The sequence below is a fragment of the Actinomadura sp. KC06 genome, from assembly GCF_004348735.1.
In the GTDB taxonomy this organism is placed as follows: Bacteria; Actinomycetota; Actinomycetes; order Streptosporangiales; family Streptosporangiaceae; genus Spirillospora.
The window spans coordinates 1-17,199 of sequence record NZ_SMKT01000056.1; the positions used below are offsets into that span (position 1 = coordinate 1).

At 71.4% G+C, this 17,199-nt stretch carries 14 protein-coding genes; 8 read left to right on the plus strand and 6 right to left on the minus strand.

The genetic code is table 11. The features are described from left to right. Window positions 1-128 precede the first annotated feature (128 nt). The 3 genes from E1287_RS19325 to E1287_RS19335 form a co-directional block, all read right to left on the minus strand. The gene (locus E1287_RS19325; protein ID WP_131966368.1) at window positions 129-1,313 is read right to left on the minus strand and encodes an acyltransferase family protein; all 1,185 of its coding nucleotides are present in this window, start codon (window positions 1,311-1,313) and stop codon (window positions 129-131) included. Between the two features lie 13 nt (window positions 1,314-1,326). Beyond that, window positions 1,327-2,757 carry an LCP family protein gene (locus E1287_RS19330; RefSeq protein WP_131966369.1) on the minus strand — a complete coding sequence of 477 codons (1,431 nt, stop codon included), beginning with the start codon at window positions 2,755-2,757 and terminating at the stop codon, window positions 1,327-1,329. Window positions 2,758-2,890: 133 nt separating this feature from the next. Further along, the gene (locus E1287_RS19335) at window positions 2,891-3,730 is read right to left on the minus strand and encodes a TIGR03089 family protein (RefSeq protein ID WP_131966370.1); all 840 of its coding nucleotides are present in this window, start codon (window positions 3,728-3,730) and stop codon (window positions 2,891-2,893) included. Window positions 3,731-3,829: 99 nt separating this feature from the next. On the opposite strand from E1287_RS19335, the gene E1287_RS19340 reads away from it, so the two are divergent. The 3 genes from E1287_RS19340 to E1287_RS19350 all read left to right on the plus strand — a co-directional run bounded on the left by E1287_RS19340 (window position 3,830) and on the right by E1287_RS19350 (window position 8,069). After that, window positions 3,830-5,884, plus strand: a complete 2,055-nt coding sequence (locus E1287_RS19340; RefSeq protein ID WP_131966371.1) for a hypothetical protein — start codon at window positions 3,830-3,832, stop codon at window positions 5,882-5,884. Window positions 5,885-6,049: 165 nt separating this feature from the next. Next, the gene (locus tag E1287_RS19345) at window positions 6,050-6,967 is read left to right on the plus strand and encodes a glycosyltransferase family 2 protein (protein ID WP_243719211.1); all 918 of its coding nucleotides are present in this window, start codon (window positions 6,050-6,052) and stop codon (window positions 6,965-6,967) included. Between the two features lie 10 nt (window positions 6,968-6,977). After that, a complete protein-coding gene (locus tag E1287_RS19350; protein ID WP_131966373.1) occupies window positions 6,978-8,069 on the plus strand; it encodes a glycosyltransferase family 4 protein in 1,092 nt (363 codons plus the stop codon). On the opposite strand, the gene trxA is transcribed toward E1287_RS19350, so the two are convergent. Beyond that, a complete protein-coding gene (trxA, locus tag E1287_RS19355; RefSeq protein WP_131966374.1) occupies window positions 8,050-8,373 on the minus strand; it encodes a thioredoxin in 324 nt (107 codons plus the stop codon). The two genes, E1287_RS19350 and trxA, sit on opposite strands and share 20 nt — an antisense overlap. Then, window positions 8,370-9,374: a lysylphosphatidylglycerol synthase transmembrane domain-containing protein gene (locus E1287_RS19360; protein WP_243719213.1), complete on the minus strand. Its 1,005-nt coding sequence runs from the start codon at window positions 9,372-9,374 to the stop codon at window positions 8,370-8,372. Before E1287_RS19360 ends, trxA begins: the two co-directional genes overlap by 4 nt. 65 nt (window positions 9,375-9,439) lie before the next feature. On the opposite strand from E1287_RS19360, the gene E1287_RS19365 reads away from it, so the two are divergent. The 5 genes from E1287_RS19365 (at window position 9,440) to E1287_RS19385 (ending at window position 14,648) form a co-directional block, all read left to right on the plus strand. Next, window positions 9,440-10,144, plus strand: a complete 705-nt coding sequence (locus E1287_RS19365) for a class I SAM-dependent methyltransferase (protein WP_131966375.1) — start codon at window positions 9,440-9,442, stop codon at window positions 10,142-10,144. A gap of 88 nt (window positions 10,145-10,232) precedes the next feature. After that, window positions 10,233-11,366 carry a glycosyltransferase family 1 protein gene (locus E1287_RS19370; RefSeq protein ID WP_131966376.1) on the plus strand — a complete coding sequence of 378 codons (1,134 nt, stop codon included), beginning with the start codon at window positions 10,233-10,235 and terminating at the stop codon, window positions 11,364-11,366. 28 nt (window positions 11,367-11,394) lie between these two features. Then, on the plus strand, window positions 11,395-12,462 hold the full coding sequence (locus E1287_RS19375) for an NDP-sugar synthase (protein ID WP_131966377.1): 1,068 nt from the start codon (window positions 11,395-11,397) through the stop codon (window positions 12,460-12,462). A gap of 251 nt (window positions 12,463-12,713) precedes the next feature. Continuing rightward, entirely contained in the window at window positions 12,714-13,415 is a 702-nt protein-coding gene (locus E1287_RS19380; RefSeq protein WP_243719205.1) for a DNA-3-methyladenine glycosylase 2 family protein, read from the plus strand. Between the two features lie 288 nt (window positions 13,416-13,703). Further along, on the plus strand, window positions 13,704-14,648 hold the full coding sequence (locus tag E1287_RS19385) for a LysR family transcriptional regulator (RefSeq protein ID WP_131966379.1): 945 nt from the start codon (window positions 13,704-13,706) through the stop codon (window positions 14,646-14,648). On the opposite strand, the gene E1287_RS19390 is transcribed toward E1287_RS19385, so the two are convergent. Then, window positions 14,649-17,198 (minus strand): bifunctional FO biosynthesis protein CofGH, encoded by a 2,550-nt coding sequence (locus E1287_RS19390; RefSeq protein WP_131966380.1) that lies wholly within the window; start codon window positions 17,196-17,198, stop codon window positions 14,649-14,651. It abuts the gene before it with no gap. Between the last annotated feature and the right edge of the window lies 1 nt (window position 17,199).

Here is a 17,199-nt window from a genome sequence, read left to right on the forward strand (position 1 = left end):
GGTGGTGGGGTGGGCGGAGGATGCCGGTCATGTCTCCGGGGGGTCTCATCGGGTACGTGCACGTGGGAGCACGGCGACTCTAGTCGCCGATCGGGGGCGGCCGTGGCCTGATGTCGTGAGGCGGCACGCTAGCGCATCCGTCCCCCCGGTCTGCGCAGGGGTGTGAAAATCCAGGTCATCTTGGGCTCCAGCGCCCAGCTCATGGACCGGACGACCGGCCTTGTGCACAGCGCCGTCCCGACCGCGAGCGCGCCGCCGAGCACGATGACGACGCCCGGGACGGTGTGCATCCAGGCCGAGTCCCACCAGCCGGTGAACTGCAGCAGGCGGGTGACGAACCCGTGCAGCAGGTAGGCGTACAGCGTCGCCGCGCCGAGCCCGGTGAACCAGTGCCGGCGGCGCGGGATCTGGGTGAGGAACGCCGCGACGAGGACGGTCGCGCACACGAACATGGCGAGCCGCATCAGCGTGCCGGTGAAGTTGCCGACGCCCATCTCGAAGTGCGCGTGCTTCCAGTAGATCCAGTTGCGGGCCATGCGGTCCATGACGAGGTAGGAGCCGCCGAGCCCGGCGGCGAGCACGACCGCGCCGATCGGCCGCGCCACGGGCTTCTTCAGCAGCTCGAAGTGGTGCGGCTTCAGCGTGAGCCCGAGGACGTAGAACGGCAGCAGCCCCAGCACCCGGTGGATGTCGAACGTTCCACCGAGGTCGCTCATGTACGACAGCAGCGCGAACCCCACCGCGACCGCGAGCGGCCAGCGGATCTGCTGCCAGACCGGGGTGGACAGCCGCCACATGAACAGCGCGCACAGGAACCACGTCAGGTAGTACGGGTTCAGCAGGCTGATCTCCAGCTCATTGCGTCCGGCGAGCCAGTCGTACAGCGAGTAGGCGAATTCGAACACCACGTAAGGAACGCCGACATTGGTGATCAGCTTTCGGGCCTTGCCGCCGGCGAACGTCCAGTTCCGGGAGAAGTAGCCGGTGATCACGATGAACAGCGGCATGTGGAACATGTAGACGAAGAGGTACAGCCCCTTCGCCAGCGGGACGTTCAGCAGGTTGGCCAGGGAATGCCCCGCCACCACCAGGAGGATCGCGAAGTACTTCGCGTTGTCGAAGAAGGGGTCGCGCTGCTTGCGCGGACCGGCCTCCGGGCCGGGTCCGGGGCCCCGCGCCTGCGGGACGCCGCCAGGCGCTTCCGGGGAGGGCCCCGGTGCCTCCGGGAACGGACCCGCCGCGGGGTCCTCGGTGAGCGGCCGGTCTGCAGGGTGTGCCGTCTCGGCCCCGGAGGGCCTGGTGGTAGAGCTCATACGGGGTGCCCGGTCACGTCTCCTTGCAGATGTTGTCGCTGGCGCGGATCTCGCCCTGCTGCTTGGGGATGCCGCCGCCCGCGTTCTTGAGGTTCGTCCAGTCGCTGCCGACGATCAGGTCCACGACGCCGGGCGTGCCGCCGCTGGTCCGCGCGGCGGGCTGCGGCCCGCTCGGGATCAGCGCGGCCAGCGACTGGGCCTGCTGGTCGGCACCGGAACCGTACATCACCTTGGTGGCGGTCGTGGGGGAGGAGGCGTTTCCGCCGACCGTGACGTGGAAGCCCTGCGACTCCAGGTCGTCGGCGACGCGGCCGGCCTGCCCGTCGATCCCGCTGCCGTTGTAGACCCGCACCCGGATCTGGCTCGGCGGGATCTTCACGGCGCCCGGCTTCTGCTCCTTCGGGATGGTCTTGTCGTTGCGGATCGCGGCGAAGAACGGCTGCGCGGCGGCGTTGAGCGCCACCCGGTTCGGGTCCTGCGGGTCCGGCCCGGACGGGACGGTCACGAACCGCAGCTTGCCGGAGGTCATGCCCTGCATCTCTTTGGCGATGTCCATCATGACCTGCGGCGTCAGCTCCTTGTCGGTGGTGAGCGACTTGGTGACCGCGTTCATCAGGTCGAGGAGCTTCTTGGGGTTGCTGAGCACGCCGGCGCTCATCGCCTTGTTGGCGAGCGCGCCCATGAACTTCTGCTGCCGCTTGATGCGGTCGAGGTCGGAGCCGTCCCCGAGGCCGTGCCGGACGCGCACGTACGCCAGCGCCTGCTCGCCCTTGATGTTGTGCTGGCCCTTGCCGAGCTTGAGCTTCGACTTCGGGTCGTTGACGGCCTTCGGCAGGCACACCGGGACGCCGCCGACCGCGTTGGTGATGGCCTTGAAACCGTTGAAGTCGACCTGCATGAAGTGGTCGACCCGGACGTTGGAGATGCTCTCGATCGTCTTGATGACGCAGGTCGCGCCGCCGTTGGTGAACGCCGAGTTGATCTGCGCGCGGGCCTGCGCCGGGATGATCTGGCCCTTCCTGCCCTTGCAGGACGGCATCCGGACCATCAGGTCGCGGGGGAAGCTGATGCCCATCGCCTGGCCGCCGCCGGGGGACAGATGCAGCAGGATCATCGTGTCCGAGCGGGGCGGCTCGCCCTTCATCGAGCGGCCGTACTTGGCGTTGGCGCCCTCACGGGTGTCGGACCCGAGCAGCAGGATGTTCAGCGCGCTGTTCAGCTTCTTCGGCCGGTTCGGGCCGAGCTGGGCGTTGACGTCCTCGTGCGCGATGTTCCCGAACGCTCTGCGGTACAGGCCGTAGGCGGTGAGGGAGCCGGCCACCATGACCGCCGACAGCCCGATGCACACCCATCCGAGGATGCGCCAGCCGCGTCGAGGCGCCGCCGGCTGCTGCCGCGGGTCGGCGTCGTCGACGTACTCCATGTACATCGGGTTGCTGTTCATCGGCTCCGAGGTCCGGGGTAAAGGCAGTTCCGGGGGTGTGGGGGTCGTCCCCTGCAAGGGGAGCGGCCCGCTTTTCGGGGTCGGGATGGGCGTCTGGTGGGCACGGGGCGTCGTCGGGCAAGGGAAGCGTAGGTCAGGCGAGCCGGCGCGGAGGCCCGGATGCTTCATTCCGTCCGGGCGGGCCGGCCACCACCGTCACATGTTCCAGGGTCAGGCGCCGCTCTAGTACGGCTTTGTCGAAGTTTCGTTGGATTATGACGGAAGCACCCGAGGCTAGTGGTGCGAGCAAGCCGGTCAGTACCCCGTCCAATGTGGTGAACGACATGTCAACCAGAAGGCGGTCCCGCGCGTCAAGATCCCACTTTTTCGCGGCCTCGCGGGCCGCGCCGACCAGCTCCGCAGCACTGAATGTGGCGTTTGTCACAGTGAGCGCGGGCGCCTCCGGCGTCACTTCAGGACCGGCGACGAACCTGTCTCCGTAAGCGCGGACTTCCACCGCGTAGTCGGTGACGCCGGGCGGGCAGTCCGCGAGCGGGCCGCCCAGCGCGTGCAGCGACAGGCCGACGATCTCCTCGGCCCCGCCCGCCGCCGCGTCGTCCGCGATCACGTCCAGCACCTCCTGTGCCGCCGCCAGGATGTACGGCTGAGAGGTGTCGGACGGTTCGGCGGACGCGCCGTTTCGTACCGACTCGGGGTCGACGGGCTCCGCCACCAGGCCGGCCGACCAGCAGGCCATCAGCCACACGGCCGTCTGCCAGTGCGGCGGCAGGACGAGAACGACCCGCGTTCCGGGTTCGGCGGCGAGACCGTCCACCAGGAAGTTCGCGGTCTTGGCGACCCAGTTGTCGAACGTCCGGGCCGACAGCTCGACGCGCTCGCCCGACGCGTCGTCGTAGAAGGTCACCAGCGGGCTGGACGGGTCGTCCGCCACCCGCCGCCGCAACAGCCCGGCGGGCCCGACGTCTGCGCTCATGGGTCAGAGCGTATGCCCGCATGATCGTCCTGGAGCCATCACCCGGCCGGTGCCGCTACGCTCCGCACGGAACAGGGAGTCTTCCACGGGGCGGAAATCATGGACGCGGGTCGGCTGCTCGTGCGGGTCACGGTGGCCCCGGCACTGCTCGTCGCGGCGTGGCTGTCCGTTTCGCTGCCGCTGCTGATGGCGGGCGTGTTCCGTCCCGTCCCGGCGATCGCGCTGTTCGTGCCCGTCGCGGCGGTCGCGCTGCGGCTCGGCCTCCGCGGCCGGACCGACGTTCTCCGCGGCCGGGCCGACGAGGCCCTCCGCGACGTGCCCTGGTGGCCGGTTCTCGCCGTGCTCGGGATCACGGTCGCCTTCCTGGTGCTTCAGGTGGTGATGTGCTCGGAGCAGATCATCGTCCGCCGCGACCCGGCGTCCTACGTGCAGTACGCGGTCTGGCTGAAGAACGACGGGTCGCTGCCGATCCCGCTGATGGAGCAGGCGTTCGGCGGCCCCGACCGGGCGCTGAACTTCGAGAGCCCCGCGTTCTACCAGCACGGCGGCGCGATCGTCCCGCAGTTCATGGCGGGGCTGCCGCTGGTGCTGGCGCTCGGCGGCTGGCTCGGCGGCACGCACGGCATGCTGCTGATGGCGCCGCTGCTCGGCGCGTGCTGCGTGCTCGCGTTCGCCGGGCTGGTGGCGCGGCTCGTCGGGCCGCGCTGGGCGCCGGCCGGGGCGCTGCTGCTGGCGCTGACGCTGCCGATGCTCTACGTCTCCCGCAGCACTTTCAGTGAGCTGCCCGCGATCGTCCTGCTGCTGGGCGGGCTGTCGCTGATGCACGACGCCCGGCGGGAGGACGGCCGGGCCGCCGATCTGAAGGCGTTCCTGGCGGGCCTGGCGCTCGGGCTCATCGTGCTCGTCCGCATCGACGGGCTCCGGGACGTCCTCCCGGTGTTCGTCTTCGCCGGGCTCTACGTGGCGCACAGGCGGGGCATCGGGTACTGGGCGGGCGGCGGGCTCCTGCTCGGCGTCGGCGCCGGGCTCGTGCAGGGCTTCACGATGTCGCGGCCGTACCTGACGTACCTGGGACCGTCCCTCCGCCCGCTGCTGGCCATCGCGACGGCGGTCGTCGTGGCGACGGGGATCATGGTGGCGCTGCTGACCTGGGACCGGACCGCCCTGCGGCTGCGCCGCGCCGGGGCCGCGATCGCGCGCGGGAGGCTGCCGGGCGCCGCCGCCGTCCTGACCGTGCTGGTGATGCTGGGGTTCGCGCTCCGGCCGCTGGTGCAGACCGTCCGGCGTGAGCCGTCCACGCGCGACGACGAGCTGAACGTCCAGTTCATCGAGACCGTCCAGCGGATCCAGCACCTTCCGGTGGACGGCACCCGCCAGTACTCCGAGAACACGCTGTACTGGGTGTCCTGGTACATCGGCATCCCCGCGCTGCTGTTCGCGACGCTCGGCGCGGCGCTGCTGGCACGGCGGCTCATGCGCGGGCACGCCCCGGAGTGGCTGCTGCCCTACGCCATGATCGTCTGGACGACGACGCAGGTGCTGATCAGGCCCGGGATCACGCCCGACCATCCGTGGGCGTCCCGGCGGCTGATCGGGCTGGTCGTCCCCGGGCTGCTGCTGTTCACCGTGTTCGCGGCGGCGTGGACGGTGAAGCGCGTCCGCCGCCTCGGCTACGGGCGCCGGGTGGTGCGGACGGGCGCGGTCGCCGGCGTCGTCGGGATGCTGGTCCCGATCGTGCTGACGTCCGGCGGCTTCCTGGTGACCCGGACGGAGCAGCACGAGGTCGCCGCCGTCGGCGGCATGTGCGACGCGCTGGGGCCGCGCGGTTCCGTCGTGGTCGTGGAGCGATCGACCGCCGACCGGTTCCTGCAGGTCGTCCGGGGCATGTGCGGGGTGCCCGCCGCGCGCACCACCGGCCGCGCCGCGCCCGCCGACGTGAAGCGCGTCGCCGCCGCCGTCGCCGCGGCCGGACGGCGCCCGGTGGTCATGGCGGCGAAGGCCGATCAGGTCGCCCCGTACGGGACGCCGAAGCGGGTCCTGTACCTCAAGACCCGGCAGGACGGACGCACCCTCGCGCACCCGCCCGGCGGGACGTGGGGCCTGGCCGTGGAGGTCTGGATCGCCGAGCCGGGACCGCGTCAAGGCGGACGTTAAGGCGGACGGAGCCCGTCCGGGCGAGTATCCTCGCGCTGCGTGAGCACCCAGTCTGCCGAGCCGACGCACCAGCCCGCTCCCGAGACCGCCACGGAGCCGCCGCCCGTGCACGTGCCAGAACCCGTGCACGTGCCCGAGTCCGCGCACGTGCCCCGGACCGAGGCGGTGCCCAAGCCCGCGGAGCCGGAGTCCGGGCCCGTCCACGTCACGATCGTCCTGCCCTGCTACAACGAGCAGGACCACGTGATCGACGAGGTCGAGCGCATCTGCAAGGCGATGGACGGCAGCGGCAAGACCTACGAGCTGCTCGCCGTGGACGACTGCTCCACCGACGACACGCTCGCCCGTCTCGAGGAGGCGGCGCCTCGCTTCCCGCACATGCGGATCATGGCGTTCCAGCACAACAGCGGGTCCGGGACCGTCCGGCGGATCGGCTCGCAGCAGGCCCGCGGCGAGATCGTCGTGTGGACGGACGCCGACATGTCCTACCCGAACGAGCGGATCCCCGAGCTCGTCGACGTCCTGGACTCCGACCCGTCCGTCGACCAGGTCGTCGGGGCGCGCACCAGCGAGGAGGGCTCGCACAAGGCGCTGCGCGTGCCCGCGAAGTGGTTCATCCGGAAGGTCGCCGAGCGGCTCACCAACACCAAGATCCCCGACCTGAACTCGGGGCTGCGCGCGTTCCGCCGCGAGGTGTCGCTGCCGTACCTGCGGCTGCTGCCGCCCGGATTCTCCTGCGTGACGACGATCACGATCGCGTTCCTGTCGAACCAGCATCCGGTCCGGTACCTGCCGATCGACTACGCCAAGCGGGCCGGGAAGTCGAAGTTCCACTTCACCAAGGACGCCTACCGCTACATCCTGCAGGTGCTGCGGATGGTGATGTACTTCAACCCGCTCAAGGTGCTGATGCCGCCCGCGCTGTGGCTGATCGTGATCGGGCTGCTCAAGGGCGTGTTCGACATGGTGGTGCACTTCGGCTACTTCGCCAACAACACCATCATGATCTTCGTGACGGGGTTGATCATCGCGTCGCTGGCGCTGCTCGCGGACCTGATCGTCCGATCGCGCGGCGACGTCTAGCGGCCGCGGGATGCGCATCGCGATCGTCGGCCCGGCCTTCCCCTACAAGGGGGGCGGCGCCCACCACACCACCGAGCTGGCGCACCGGCTGGCCGCCGCCGGGCACGACGTGGTCATCGAGTCGTGGCGGGCCCAGTACCCCGGGTTCCTGTATCCGGGGCAGCAGACGATCTCCGAGCCGGAGGGCGAGCCGTTCCCCGGCACGCACCGCCGGCTCGACTGGCGCCGCCCGGACGGCTGGTGGCGCACCGGCCGCGCGCTGCGCTCCTGCGACCTGGTCGTGCTGGCGGTGCTGACACCGGTCCAAGTCCCGGCCTATCTGGGGATTCTGGGTGGTCTTCGCCGTCGGACGCCGGTGGTGGCGCTGTGCCACAACGTCCTGCCGCACGAGCGCAAGCCGTACGACGAGCCGCTGATGAAGCGCCTGCTGCGCGGCGTCGACGGCGTTCTCGTCCACTCGGAGGCGCAGGCGGATCTGGCGCGGACGATCACGGAACGTCCGGTGAGCGTCGCGGAGATGCCCGCCCACCTGCCGACTTCTGAGGCCCCGCCGGAGCACGACGCCAAGGTCAGGCGCCGGTTGCTGTTCTTCGGGATCGTCCGCCCCTACAAGGGCCTGGACGTTCTGCTCCGCGCTCTCGCCGAAGGCCCGGACGACGTCGCGCTGACCGTCGCGGGCGAATTTTGGGGCGGCCTGGACGGCACGCGCGAGCTGATCGACTCACTCGATCTGACGTCCCGCGTGGAACTGCGTCCCGGCTACGTCCCGGCCGCGGACGTTCCGGGCCTGTTCGCCGCCGCCGACGCGCTAGTCCTGCCCTACCGGACGGCCACCGCGTCGCAGAACGTCTGGATGGCCCACGAGTACGGCCTCCCGGTCATCGCCACGGACGTCGGCGGTTTCGCCGCGCAGATCCGCGACGGCGTGGACGGCCTGGTCTGCACGCCCGACGACGTCCCGTCCCTGGCCGCCGCCCTGCGCCGCTTCTACTCGCCGGGGGAGCCGGAGCGCCTGCGCTCCGGCGTCCGCCCGGTCGATCACGGCCCGCTGTGGGCCGACTACCTCGACGCGCTCACCGCGCTCACAGGTGCGGTTCGATGACCTTCAGCAGGGCGCGCTTCGGCTTGGCGCCGACGACCTGCTCCACGACCTCGCCCTTCTTGAAGAGCAGCAGGGTCGGCAGGCCCATCACGCCGAACTTGGTGGGCGTCTCGGGGTTCGCGTCGTAGTCCAGCTTGGCGATCTTGATCTTGCCGTCCTGCTCCGCCGCGATCTGCTCCAGCACGGGGGCGATCATGCGGCAGGGCCCGCACCAGTCGGCCCAGAAGTCGACCAGTACCGGGGTGTCGCTGCTGAGGACCTCGTCCGCGAACGTCGCGTCGGTCACGGTGATGGGGGCCGTCACGGTCTCTCCTTCGTAGGCTGCGTACCCCTCACAAGCTCTTTCGAGGGCTGTTCATTCCCGGCGTCCTGGCTCCCGTCCGAGCCGCCGTCCGGGGCCTCGTCCGGGGTCGTCCGGCCGAGGAGGAGCGCGACGCCCGCGTTGATGAGATCGGCGCCGGTCAGCAGCACCCGGGACGCGATCGCCACGACGACCGGCGCGCCCGCGGGCAGCACCGGCGTCAGCACCACCGTCAGCACGGCCTCCCGCGCCCCGATGCCGCCCGGCGCGATGAACACCAGGAAGCCCGCGACGAACGCCAGCGCGTACGCGCCAGCCGCGACGAACGGCAGCCCCGTCCCGTCACCGCCCACCGCCAGGCACAGCAACCACGTGTGGACGCCGAACAGGACCCATCCGAGGACCGTCCACCCGACCGCCTTCAGCGTGACGCCGAGGCTCACCGGACGCTCCAGCGCAGGCCGCCGGATGATCTTGAGCATCAGGCCGAGGCACCACGTCACGACCCTCGGGTGCAGCAGCGCCAGCAGGACGGGCGCCAGCAGGAACAGCGGCCAGTACCTGTCGCGGGCCGCGGCGGACGTCAGCGGCAGCGTCACCGCCGCGACCGCGAGCCCGCACGCCACCGACGTCGCCACCGCCAAAAGCGTCGACCCGAAGCTGCGCTCCGGCGGCACCTTGTGCTCGCGCGTCATCTCGATCTGCGTGACCAGCGCCCACACCTTGCCCGGCACGTACTTGCCGAGCTGGGAGATCCCCGAGATCCGGAAGATGGCCCGCACCGGCAGCGGGGAGCCGAGGCCGCCGAGGAACTCCCGCCAGCCCAGCATCCAGACGAAGAGCCCCGCCAGGCCCGCGGCCAGCGCCCCGGCGAGCGTCGCCCACGACATCTGCCGGAACGCCTCGACGGTCGCGTCCCACTGGGACGCCACGCTGTAGGCGCAGAAGGCCAGCGCGAGCATCACCAGCAGTACGCGCAGGGCCCGCACGGCGACGACCTTCATCTTCACGCGCCCAGCGTAGGCGAACGTGGCCGCGCGACCCGCCGCGCGGCCTACAGTTGGGGACGATGAAGATTTCGGATGTGGTCGCCTTCATGGGCCACCAGGTGCACGTGTGCCGGTACCGCGAGGCGGGGACGCTCCTCGCCTGGATGGGCCGTGAGCTGCACGGCAAGCGAGTTCTCGACGTCGCCGGCGGCGACGGCTACTGGGCGGGCCAGGCCCGCAGGCGCGGCGCGGACGCCGTCTCGATCGACCTGGCCCGCGGCAAGATGGTCTACGGCCGGACGCTCGCGCACGCGCCCGCGCTGATCGAATGCGACGCGCTGCGCCTCCCGTTCGGCGACGGATCGTTCGACGCGATCCTGTCCGTCTGCGCGATCGAGCACTTCGACGACGGCGGCAAGTCGCTGGACGAGATGGCGCGCGTCCTCAAGCCCGGCGGCGAGATCTTCATGTCCGCCGACGTGCTGAGCCGCGCCGACGCGTGGCCGAAGCTGCGGGACGCCCACAAGGCGAAATACCACGTCCAGCACACCTACACGCATGACAGCCTGCGCAAGCTGATGGACGAGCGGGGCCTCGACCTGGTCAGGCACAGCTACCAGTTCCGCACGGCCGCCACCGAACGCCTCTACCTGTCGCTGTCCACGTACGGCGGCAAGGTCGGTTTCAACGCGGCCGCACCGCTGACTCCGCTGGTCGCCCTGGCTGACCGCAAAGCCCCGAACGAACGGGGGAGCATCGTTTTGGTTCAGGCCCGCAAACGCTGAATGAGGTCCCGCGAAGCGGGCATCGGCGGGCGTAGGCTCGAAGAGTAAAGAGTGATCTACGCCACCGCGCTGGATGGGGGAGTGGACCGTGGCGCCTCGGATTCTGCTCGACGCCACCGCCGTGCCGGCCGACCGCGGCGGTCTCGGCCGGTACGTCGACGGCCTGCTGGTCGCCCTGCACAAGCTGGGCGCCGATCTCGCCGTCGCCTGCCAGCGCGCCGACGAGGAGCGCTACCAGGGCCTCATCCCCGGCGCGCGCGTCGTGGCGGGCCCGGCGACGCTGTCGCACCGCGCCACCCGCCTGGCCTGGGAGCAGTCGGGCCTGCCGCGCGTGGCGGAACGCGTCGAGGCGGACGTCATCCACCTGCCGACCTACACGATGCCGGTGAGCGCGGTCCTGCCCACGGTCGTGACGATCCACGACGTCACGCTGTTCGCCGAGCCCGAGGTGCACGACCCCGTCCGGACCAGCTACATCAAGTCGGCGACGCGCACCGCCGCGCGCCGCGCCACCCGGCTGATCGCGCCGTCCCGCGCGACCCGCGACGAGCTGGTCCGCGTTCTGTCCGCCGATCCCGGCCACATCGACGTGGCGTACCACGGCGTCGACCACGAGGTGTTCCACCGGCCGTCCGAGGCGGAGATCAAGCACGTCTCCGACCGGCTCGGCCTCCACGGCCGCCCGTACGTCGCGTACCTGGGCGCGCTCGAACCGCGCAAGAACGTCCCGAACCTGATCCGCGGCTGGGTCCAGTCCTGCAAGGACCGTCCCGACCCGCCCGCGCTCGTCCTCGCGGGCAGCGGCGGCTGGGACGACGAGGTCGACGCGGCGCTCGCCACGGTTCCGCTGGAGCTGCGCGTCCTGCGCCCCGGCTACCTGCCGTGGTCGGCGCTTCCCGGCTTCTTCGGCGGCGCGCTGGTCGTCGCCCTCCCGAGCCGCGGCGAGGGCTTCGGCCTGCCCGTCCTTGAGGCCATGTCGTGCGGCGCGCCCGTGCTCACCACGCGCCGGGGCCCCCTCCCCGAGGTCGGCGGCGACGCGGTCGCCTACACCGAGACGGAACCGGCCGAGATCGGCACCGCGCTCGGCGGCCTCATCGACGACCCGTCCCGCCGCGCCGAACTTGCCGACGCCGCGCACGCCCGCGCGCAGCAGTTCTCCTGGTCCGCGTCCGCGAAGGAGCACATGGCCTCCTACCAGCGGGCGGTGGACACGCCCCGCTAGGCTCGCTCGCACCCGAGAAAGGAACCGAGTGGAAGCGATCCTCCTGGTGGGAGGGCAGGGCACCCGCCTGCGCCCCCTGACCATCTCCACCCCGAAGCCGCTGCTTCCCACGGCCGGGGTGGCGTTCCTCGCCCACCAGCTCGCCCGCGCCCACGCGGCGGGCGTCGACCGCATCGTGTTCGCCACGTCGTACCGGGCGGAGATGTTCGAGGCGGCCTTCGGCGTCCATGCCCACGGCGTCGACCTCGCCTACGTCAGCGAGGACGAGCCGCTCGGCACGGGCGGCGCCATCCGCAACGCGTCGGGCGCCCTCACCTGCGGCCCGGACGACCCGGTGCTGATCCTGAACGGCGACATCCTGTCCGGCCACGACGTGCGCGCCCAGGTCAAGCTGCACGAGGAAGCCGGCGCCGCGGTGACGCTCCACCTGACCGAGGTGGACGACCCGTCCCGCTTCGGCTGCGTCCCCACCGACGCCGGCGGCCGCGTCACCGCCTTTCTGGAGAAGACGTCCCATCCGGTGACGAACCAGATCAACGCCGGCTGCTACGTGTTCCGCCGCTCCGCCATCGACACGATCCCCGAGGACGAGGTCGTCTCCGTCGAGCGCGAGACGTTCCCGTCGCTCATCGCGTCCGGCGCGACGGTGATGGGCCACGTGGAGGCGGGCTACTGGCTGGACGTCGGCACTCCGGAGGCGTTCGTCCAGGGGTCGCGCGACCTCGTCATGGGCGCCCTCAGTTCCCCCGCGATGCCCGGCGAACCCGGCGAGCGCCTCACCCTTCCCGGCGCGACCGTCGCGCCGGGCGCGGTCGTTCGGGGCGGCACCACCGTGGGCCGGAACGCGGTGATCGAGGCCGGTGCGACCGTGCTCGGCAGCGTCCTGCTGGACGACGCGTTCGTCGCCGAGGGCGCGACCGTCCGCGACTCCGTCCTCAGCCGCGGTGCCCGCGTCGGCCCCGGCGCCGTCCTGGACGGCGTCGTCCTGGGCGACGGCGCCATCGTCGGCCCAGGCAACGAACTCCGCCCCGGCCTGCGCGTCTGGCCCGGCGTGGAACTCCCTCCGACCGCCATCCGGTTCTCCACCGATGCCTGATCCCGCTTGCGAGCCGCTTCTTGCGTGATACGCCGTCCGGTGCGGCCGGGGAGAAGACCGCTGGGCGTCTCCCCGGCCAGGTCCGGGAATGGCGGCCGTCGTGGCCGCTCGATCTTGTAGGGGTGCTTTCGCCGCACAGGCGGGGGGCTCGTGATCCGGCGTTCCGGATCGAGCGGGACGGGTCCGTGTGGCGCACGTCCCACACGCCGGACGGGGCGGGAACGTTGCGACTCCGGTGGAGCGGGGACGTCGTGGAGGCCACGGCCTGGGGCGCGGGCGCGGAATGGCTGCTGGACGGGGTCCCGGAGCTACTCGGGGACGCCGACGAGCCGGACGGGTTCGTCGCGCGGCACGACGTCGTCCGGGAGCAGGCGCTGCGGCGGCCCGGGCTGCGGATCGGGCGGACGCGACGGGTCTTCGAGGCGCTCGTCCCGGCGGTGATGGAGCAGAAGGTGCTCGGGCTCGAGGCCTGGCGGGGCTGGGCGTACCTGCTGCGCAGGTTCGGGGAGCCCGCGCCCGGCGCACCGCACATGCGGGTTCCGCCGCCGCCCGGGGTGTGGGTCCGGATTCCCTCGTGGGAATGGCATCGGGCCGGGCTGGAGGCCGTCCGGGCCCGGACGATCATCGGCGCCGCGCGCGTCGCCGGGCGCCTGGAGGAGGACGCCGCGGAGGCGCGGCTGCGGTCGCTGCCGGGCATCGGGGTCTGGACGGCCGCCGAGATCAGGCAGCGGGCGGTCGGCGATCCCGACGCCGTCTCCGTCGGCGACTACCATCTGCCCGGCCTCGTGGGCTGGGCGCTGGCGGGCCGCAGGGTCGACGACGCCGGGATGCTCGAACTGCTGGAGCCCTACGCCGGTCATCGCTACCGGGTCACCCGGCTGCTGGAATCGTCCGGCAGGCGTCCGCCGAGGCGCGGCCCCCGTTTGCCCGTCCGGGACTATCGCTCCTTTTGACCGAGTCCGGGTCGGGGCGGCGCCGCAGCCAGAAGTGGTTCGGGGTCCAGTCGAGGCCGTCGCGGCTGTCCGCGCCGAACAGCGGGCCGAGGACGGCGAGTACGGTGATGAGTCCGAGCACGTACAGCATGGTCTTCTTCCTTTGGGATCGCAGTTTGCAGCGTCCCGCGCGGGGCGATCGGTGGGGGCGGGGTCTCCGCCGCTTTCCGTCGCACCATCAGTTTGACTCAGTCCAACATTCAGGTCCAGCGACTGTTTCTGCAGGGATTGTGTAAGAATCTCTTCACTATGTTGGATCTCGGCAGGTTGCGGGTGCTCCGCGAACTGAAGCTGCGCGGGACGCTCGGCGCCGTGGCCGACGCGCTCGGGTACACGCCGTCCGCGGTGTCGCAGCAGCTCGCTCAGCTGCAGAGAGAGGTCGGCGTCCCGGTGGTCGAGCGGGCGGGGCGGCGGTTGCGGCTGACCGAGGCGGGCGAGGTGCTCGCCGAGCACGCCGACGTGCTGCTGGCGCGGGCCAAGAGCGCGGAGGAGGCGGCGCTCGCTGCGAGCGGGCGGGTCGCGGGCGTTGTGCGGCTGGTCGGGTTCCAGACGGCGTTGCTGCACGTTCTGGCGCCCGCGTTGCCCCGGCTTGCGGAGGCGTATCCGGAGCTGGTGGTGGACGTCCTCGACGAGGAGTTCCACCGCGTGCTGCAGGCGCTGGTGCTCCAGGAGATCGACGTGGTGCTGACGGACGAGTACTCCCACCTGCCGCGTCCAAGGCGTCCCGAGCTGAGGGCGGAGGTCCTCATCACCGAGGTCATGCGGGTCGGGCTGCCGGAGGACCATCCGCTCGCCCGGGACTCCGGCCCGATCCGGATGGTCGACCTCGCCGGCTGCCCGTGGGCGACGGGGCACGTCGGCACCAACCACGGCGACCTGCTCGAACGGACCTGCGTGGAGCTCGGCGGCTTCCGGCCCGACGTCCGGTACCGCTCGAACGACCTCATGGTCATCTTCGCGATGGTCGCGGAGGGCGGCGCGGTGTGCCTGGTGCCCGATCTGGCGCTCGCCGAGCGGGAGGAGGGCATCGTCGTCCGGGACGTGGCCGACGCCCGCGTCGACCGCCGCATGGTCCTGTGGACGCGGGTCGGCGCGGACGTGCGGCCGTCGGTCAGGGCCGTCCTGGAGGAGCTTCGCCGTTCGGCGGACGCGCTCGCCGAACGCCGCCCCAGCTGCATCCGCGGCGTGCGGTGATCACGTGCCGACGAGCGGCAGGCGCCTCCCGAAATGGCCGACGCCGTCCGTGCGGCGGGACGCCTCCAGGCGTTCGGCGGGCACCTCGCCATAGAGCGTGGTGCGCTGTTTGGCCGGACGGCCCGCGCGCGCCGCTATCGCCTCCAATTCGCTGATGGGTTTGAACGACCCGTTCTCCGACCCGGCCATGCGGCTGATGGTCTCTTCCATCAGCGTCCCGCCGAGGTCGTTGACGCCTCCTTGCAGGACGCGCGTACACAGTTCGTCGCCCAACTTCACCCAGGACGTCTGGATGTTGCGGATCGCGCCGTGCAGCAGAATGCGCGCCAACGCGTGGACGGCCACGTTCTCCCGGACGGTCGGCCCCGGACGCGCCAGACCCGCCAGATAGATGGGCGAGTTGTGATGGACGAACGGCAGCAGGACGAACTCGCTGAACCCGCCCGTCCGTTCCTGGATCGAGCGGAGCAGCTTGATGTGCGCGACCCAATGCGACGGGTTGTCGACGTGCCCGTACATCATCGTGGACGTCGTCGGAATGCCGATCTCGTGCGCGGTGGTGACGACCTCGATCCACTGGTCGGCGGGCAGTTTCCCCTTGGTCAGCACCCACCGGACGTCGTCGTCCAGGATCTCTGCGGCCGTGCCGGGAAGGGAGTCGACGCCGGCCTCCCGCGCCGCCTCCAGCCATTCCCGGATCGACAGGTCGGTCCGGGACGCGCCGTTCACGACCTCCATCGGGCTGTAGGAATGCAGGTGGATATCGGGCGCCCGGCGCTTCACCTCGCGGGCGAGGTCGAAATAGGCGGTGCCCGGCAGGTCGGGATGGATTCCGCCCTGCATGCAGACTTCGGTGGCGCCCGCGGCCCATGCCTCGTCCACGCGGTCGCCGACCTGGCTCAAAGAGAGCGTGTAGGCGTCGGCGTCCGTGCGGCGCTGCGCGAACGCGCAGAAACGGCAGCCGGTGTAGCAGACGTTTGTGAAATTGATGTTCCGGGTGACGACATAGGTGACGTCGTCGCCGACCGCTTCACGACGCAGGTCGTCGGCCAGCTTGGTGAGGGCGTCCAGTTCTGGGCCGTCTGCGTGGAGCAGAGCCAGTGCTTCGTCGTCCGACAGGCCCGCGGGGTTCCGCTCTGCGCGGGCGAGGGCCGTCTTGACGTCGGCGTCGAACCGCTGCGGGGCGGACATGCGGTCGCGTAGCGCGTCCCAGTCGCCGTACACCTCGTCGAAATCGTCGCGCCGGTCGCTGGTCCGTCCGGTCGTGTCGATCTCGGTGTGCAGGTCCGTTCGCCCGCTCGCCTCGAACCCGCCGTCGGGCTCCTGCCACGGGCGTCCCTCAAGGACGGCGTCCTCCCGCGCGAGACCGCTCGCCGGGTCGGCGAGCGCGGCGACGTGCGCGGCCAGCCGCGGGTCGAGCCACGGCTCGCCGCGCCGCACGTACTCGGGATAGATCGTCAGCCGCTCGCGCAGCTCGAACCCCGACTCGGCGGTCCGCGCGGCCAGCTCGTCGATCTGCGGCCACGGCCGCTCCGGGTTCACATGGTCGGGCGTCAGCGGGGACACGCCGCCCCAGTCGTCGATTCCGGCGCGCAGCATCAGCGCGAACTGGTCCGCGACCAGGTTCGGCGGCGCCTGCACCCGCGCCTTCGGGCCGAGGACGAGCCGCGTCACCGCGATCGTCGCGGCCAGCTCCTCAAGCTCGGCGTCCGGGGTGTCGCGCATCTTCGTGTCGGGCTTCGCGCGGAAGTTCTGGACGATCACCTCCTGGATCGCGCCGTACTCCCGCATCGTCCGCCGGATCTCGAAGATCGCGTCCGCGCGCTCCTCGGCCGTCTCGCCGATGCCGATGAGGATGCCGGTCGTGAACGGCACGTTCGTGCGGCCCGCGTCCTCCAGCACCCGCAGGCGGACGGCCGGGTCCTTGTCCGGCGACCCGAAGTGCGGGCCGCCGCGCTCGCTGAACAGCCGCGTCGCCGTCGTCTCCAGCATCATGCCCATGGACGGCGCGACCGGCTTCAGCCGCTGGAAGTCGCGCCAGGTCAGCACGCCGGGGTTCAGGTGGGGCAGCAGCCCGGTCTCCTCCAGCACCCGGATCGCCATCGCCCGGACGTAGGAGAGCGTGTCGTCGTAGCCGTGCGCGTCCAGCCACTCGCGGGCCTGCTTCCACCGGTCCTCGGGACGGTCGCCGAGCGTGAACAGGGCCTCCTTGCAGCCCATCTCCGCGCCTTGCCGCGCGATCTCAAGCACCTCGTCCGGGCTCAGGTAGGGCGCGTCCAGCTTGTGCGGGACGGTCGCGAACGTGCAGTAGCCGCAGCGGTCCCGGCACAGGCGGGTCAGCGGGATGAAGACCTTGCGGCTGTAGGTGATGACGCCCGGCCGCCCGGCGGCGTCCAGACCGGCGTCCCGGGTGCGGGCCGCGTGGGCGAGCAGATCGTCGAGCGCCGCGCCGCGGGCTCCCAGCAATGTCGTGGCCTCGGATCGGTCCAGGGTCTTGCCGTCACGCGCGCGGGCCAGCGCCCGGCGAAGCGCGGAGCTCATGGCGTCCATG

Bases quoted from the DNA above. Each gene is read 5' to 3' on its own strand.
- E1287_RS19325 (WP_131966368.1), bottom strand. From the start codon at position 1,313: ATGAGCTCTACCACCAGGCCCTCCGGGGCCGAGACGGCACACCCTGCA.
- E1287_RS19330 (WP_131966369.1), bottom strand. From the start codon at position 2,757: ATGAACAGCAACCCGATGTACATGGAGTACGTCGACGACGCCGACCCG.
- E1287_RS19335 (WP_131966370.1), bottom strand. From the start codon at position 3,730: ATGAGCGCAGACGTCGGGCCCGCCGGGCTGTTGCGGCGGCGGGTGGCG.
- E1287_RS19340 (WP_131966371.1), top strand. From the start codon at position 3,830: ATGGACGCGGGTCGGCTGCTCGTGCGGGTCACGGTGGCCCCGGCACTG.
- E1287_RS19350 (WP_131966373.1), top strand. From the start codon at position 6,978: ATGCGCATCGCGATCGTCGGCCCGGCCTTCCCCTACAAGGGGGGCGGC.
- E1287_RS19360 (WP_243719213.1), bottom strand. From the start codon at position 9,374: ATGAAGGTCGTCGCCGTGCGGGCCCTGCGCGTACTGCTGGTGATGCTC.
- E1287_RS19365 (WP_131966375.1), top strand. From the start codon at position 9,440: ATGAAGATTTCGGATGTGGTCGCCTTCATGGGCCACCAGGTGCACGTG.
- E1287_RS19385 (WP_131966379.1), top strand. From the start codon at position 13,704: ATGTTGGATCTCGGCAGGTTGCGGGTGCTCCGCGAACTGAAGCTGCGC.
- E1287_RS19390 (WP_131966380.1), bottom strand. From the start codon at position 17,198: ATGGACGCCATGAGCTCCGCGCTTCGCCGGGCGCTGGCCCGCGCGCGT.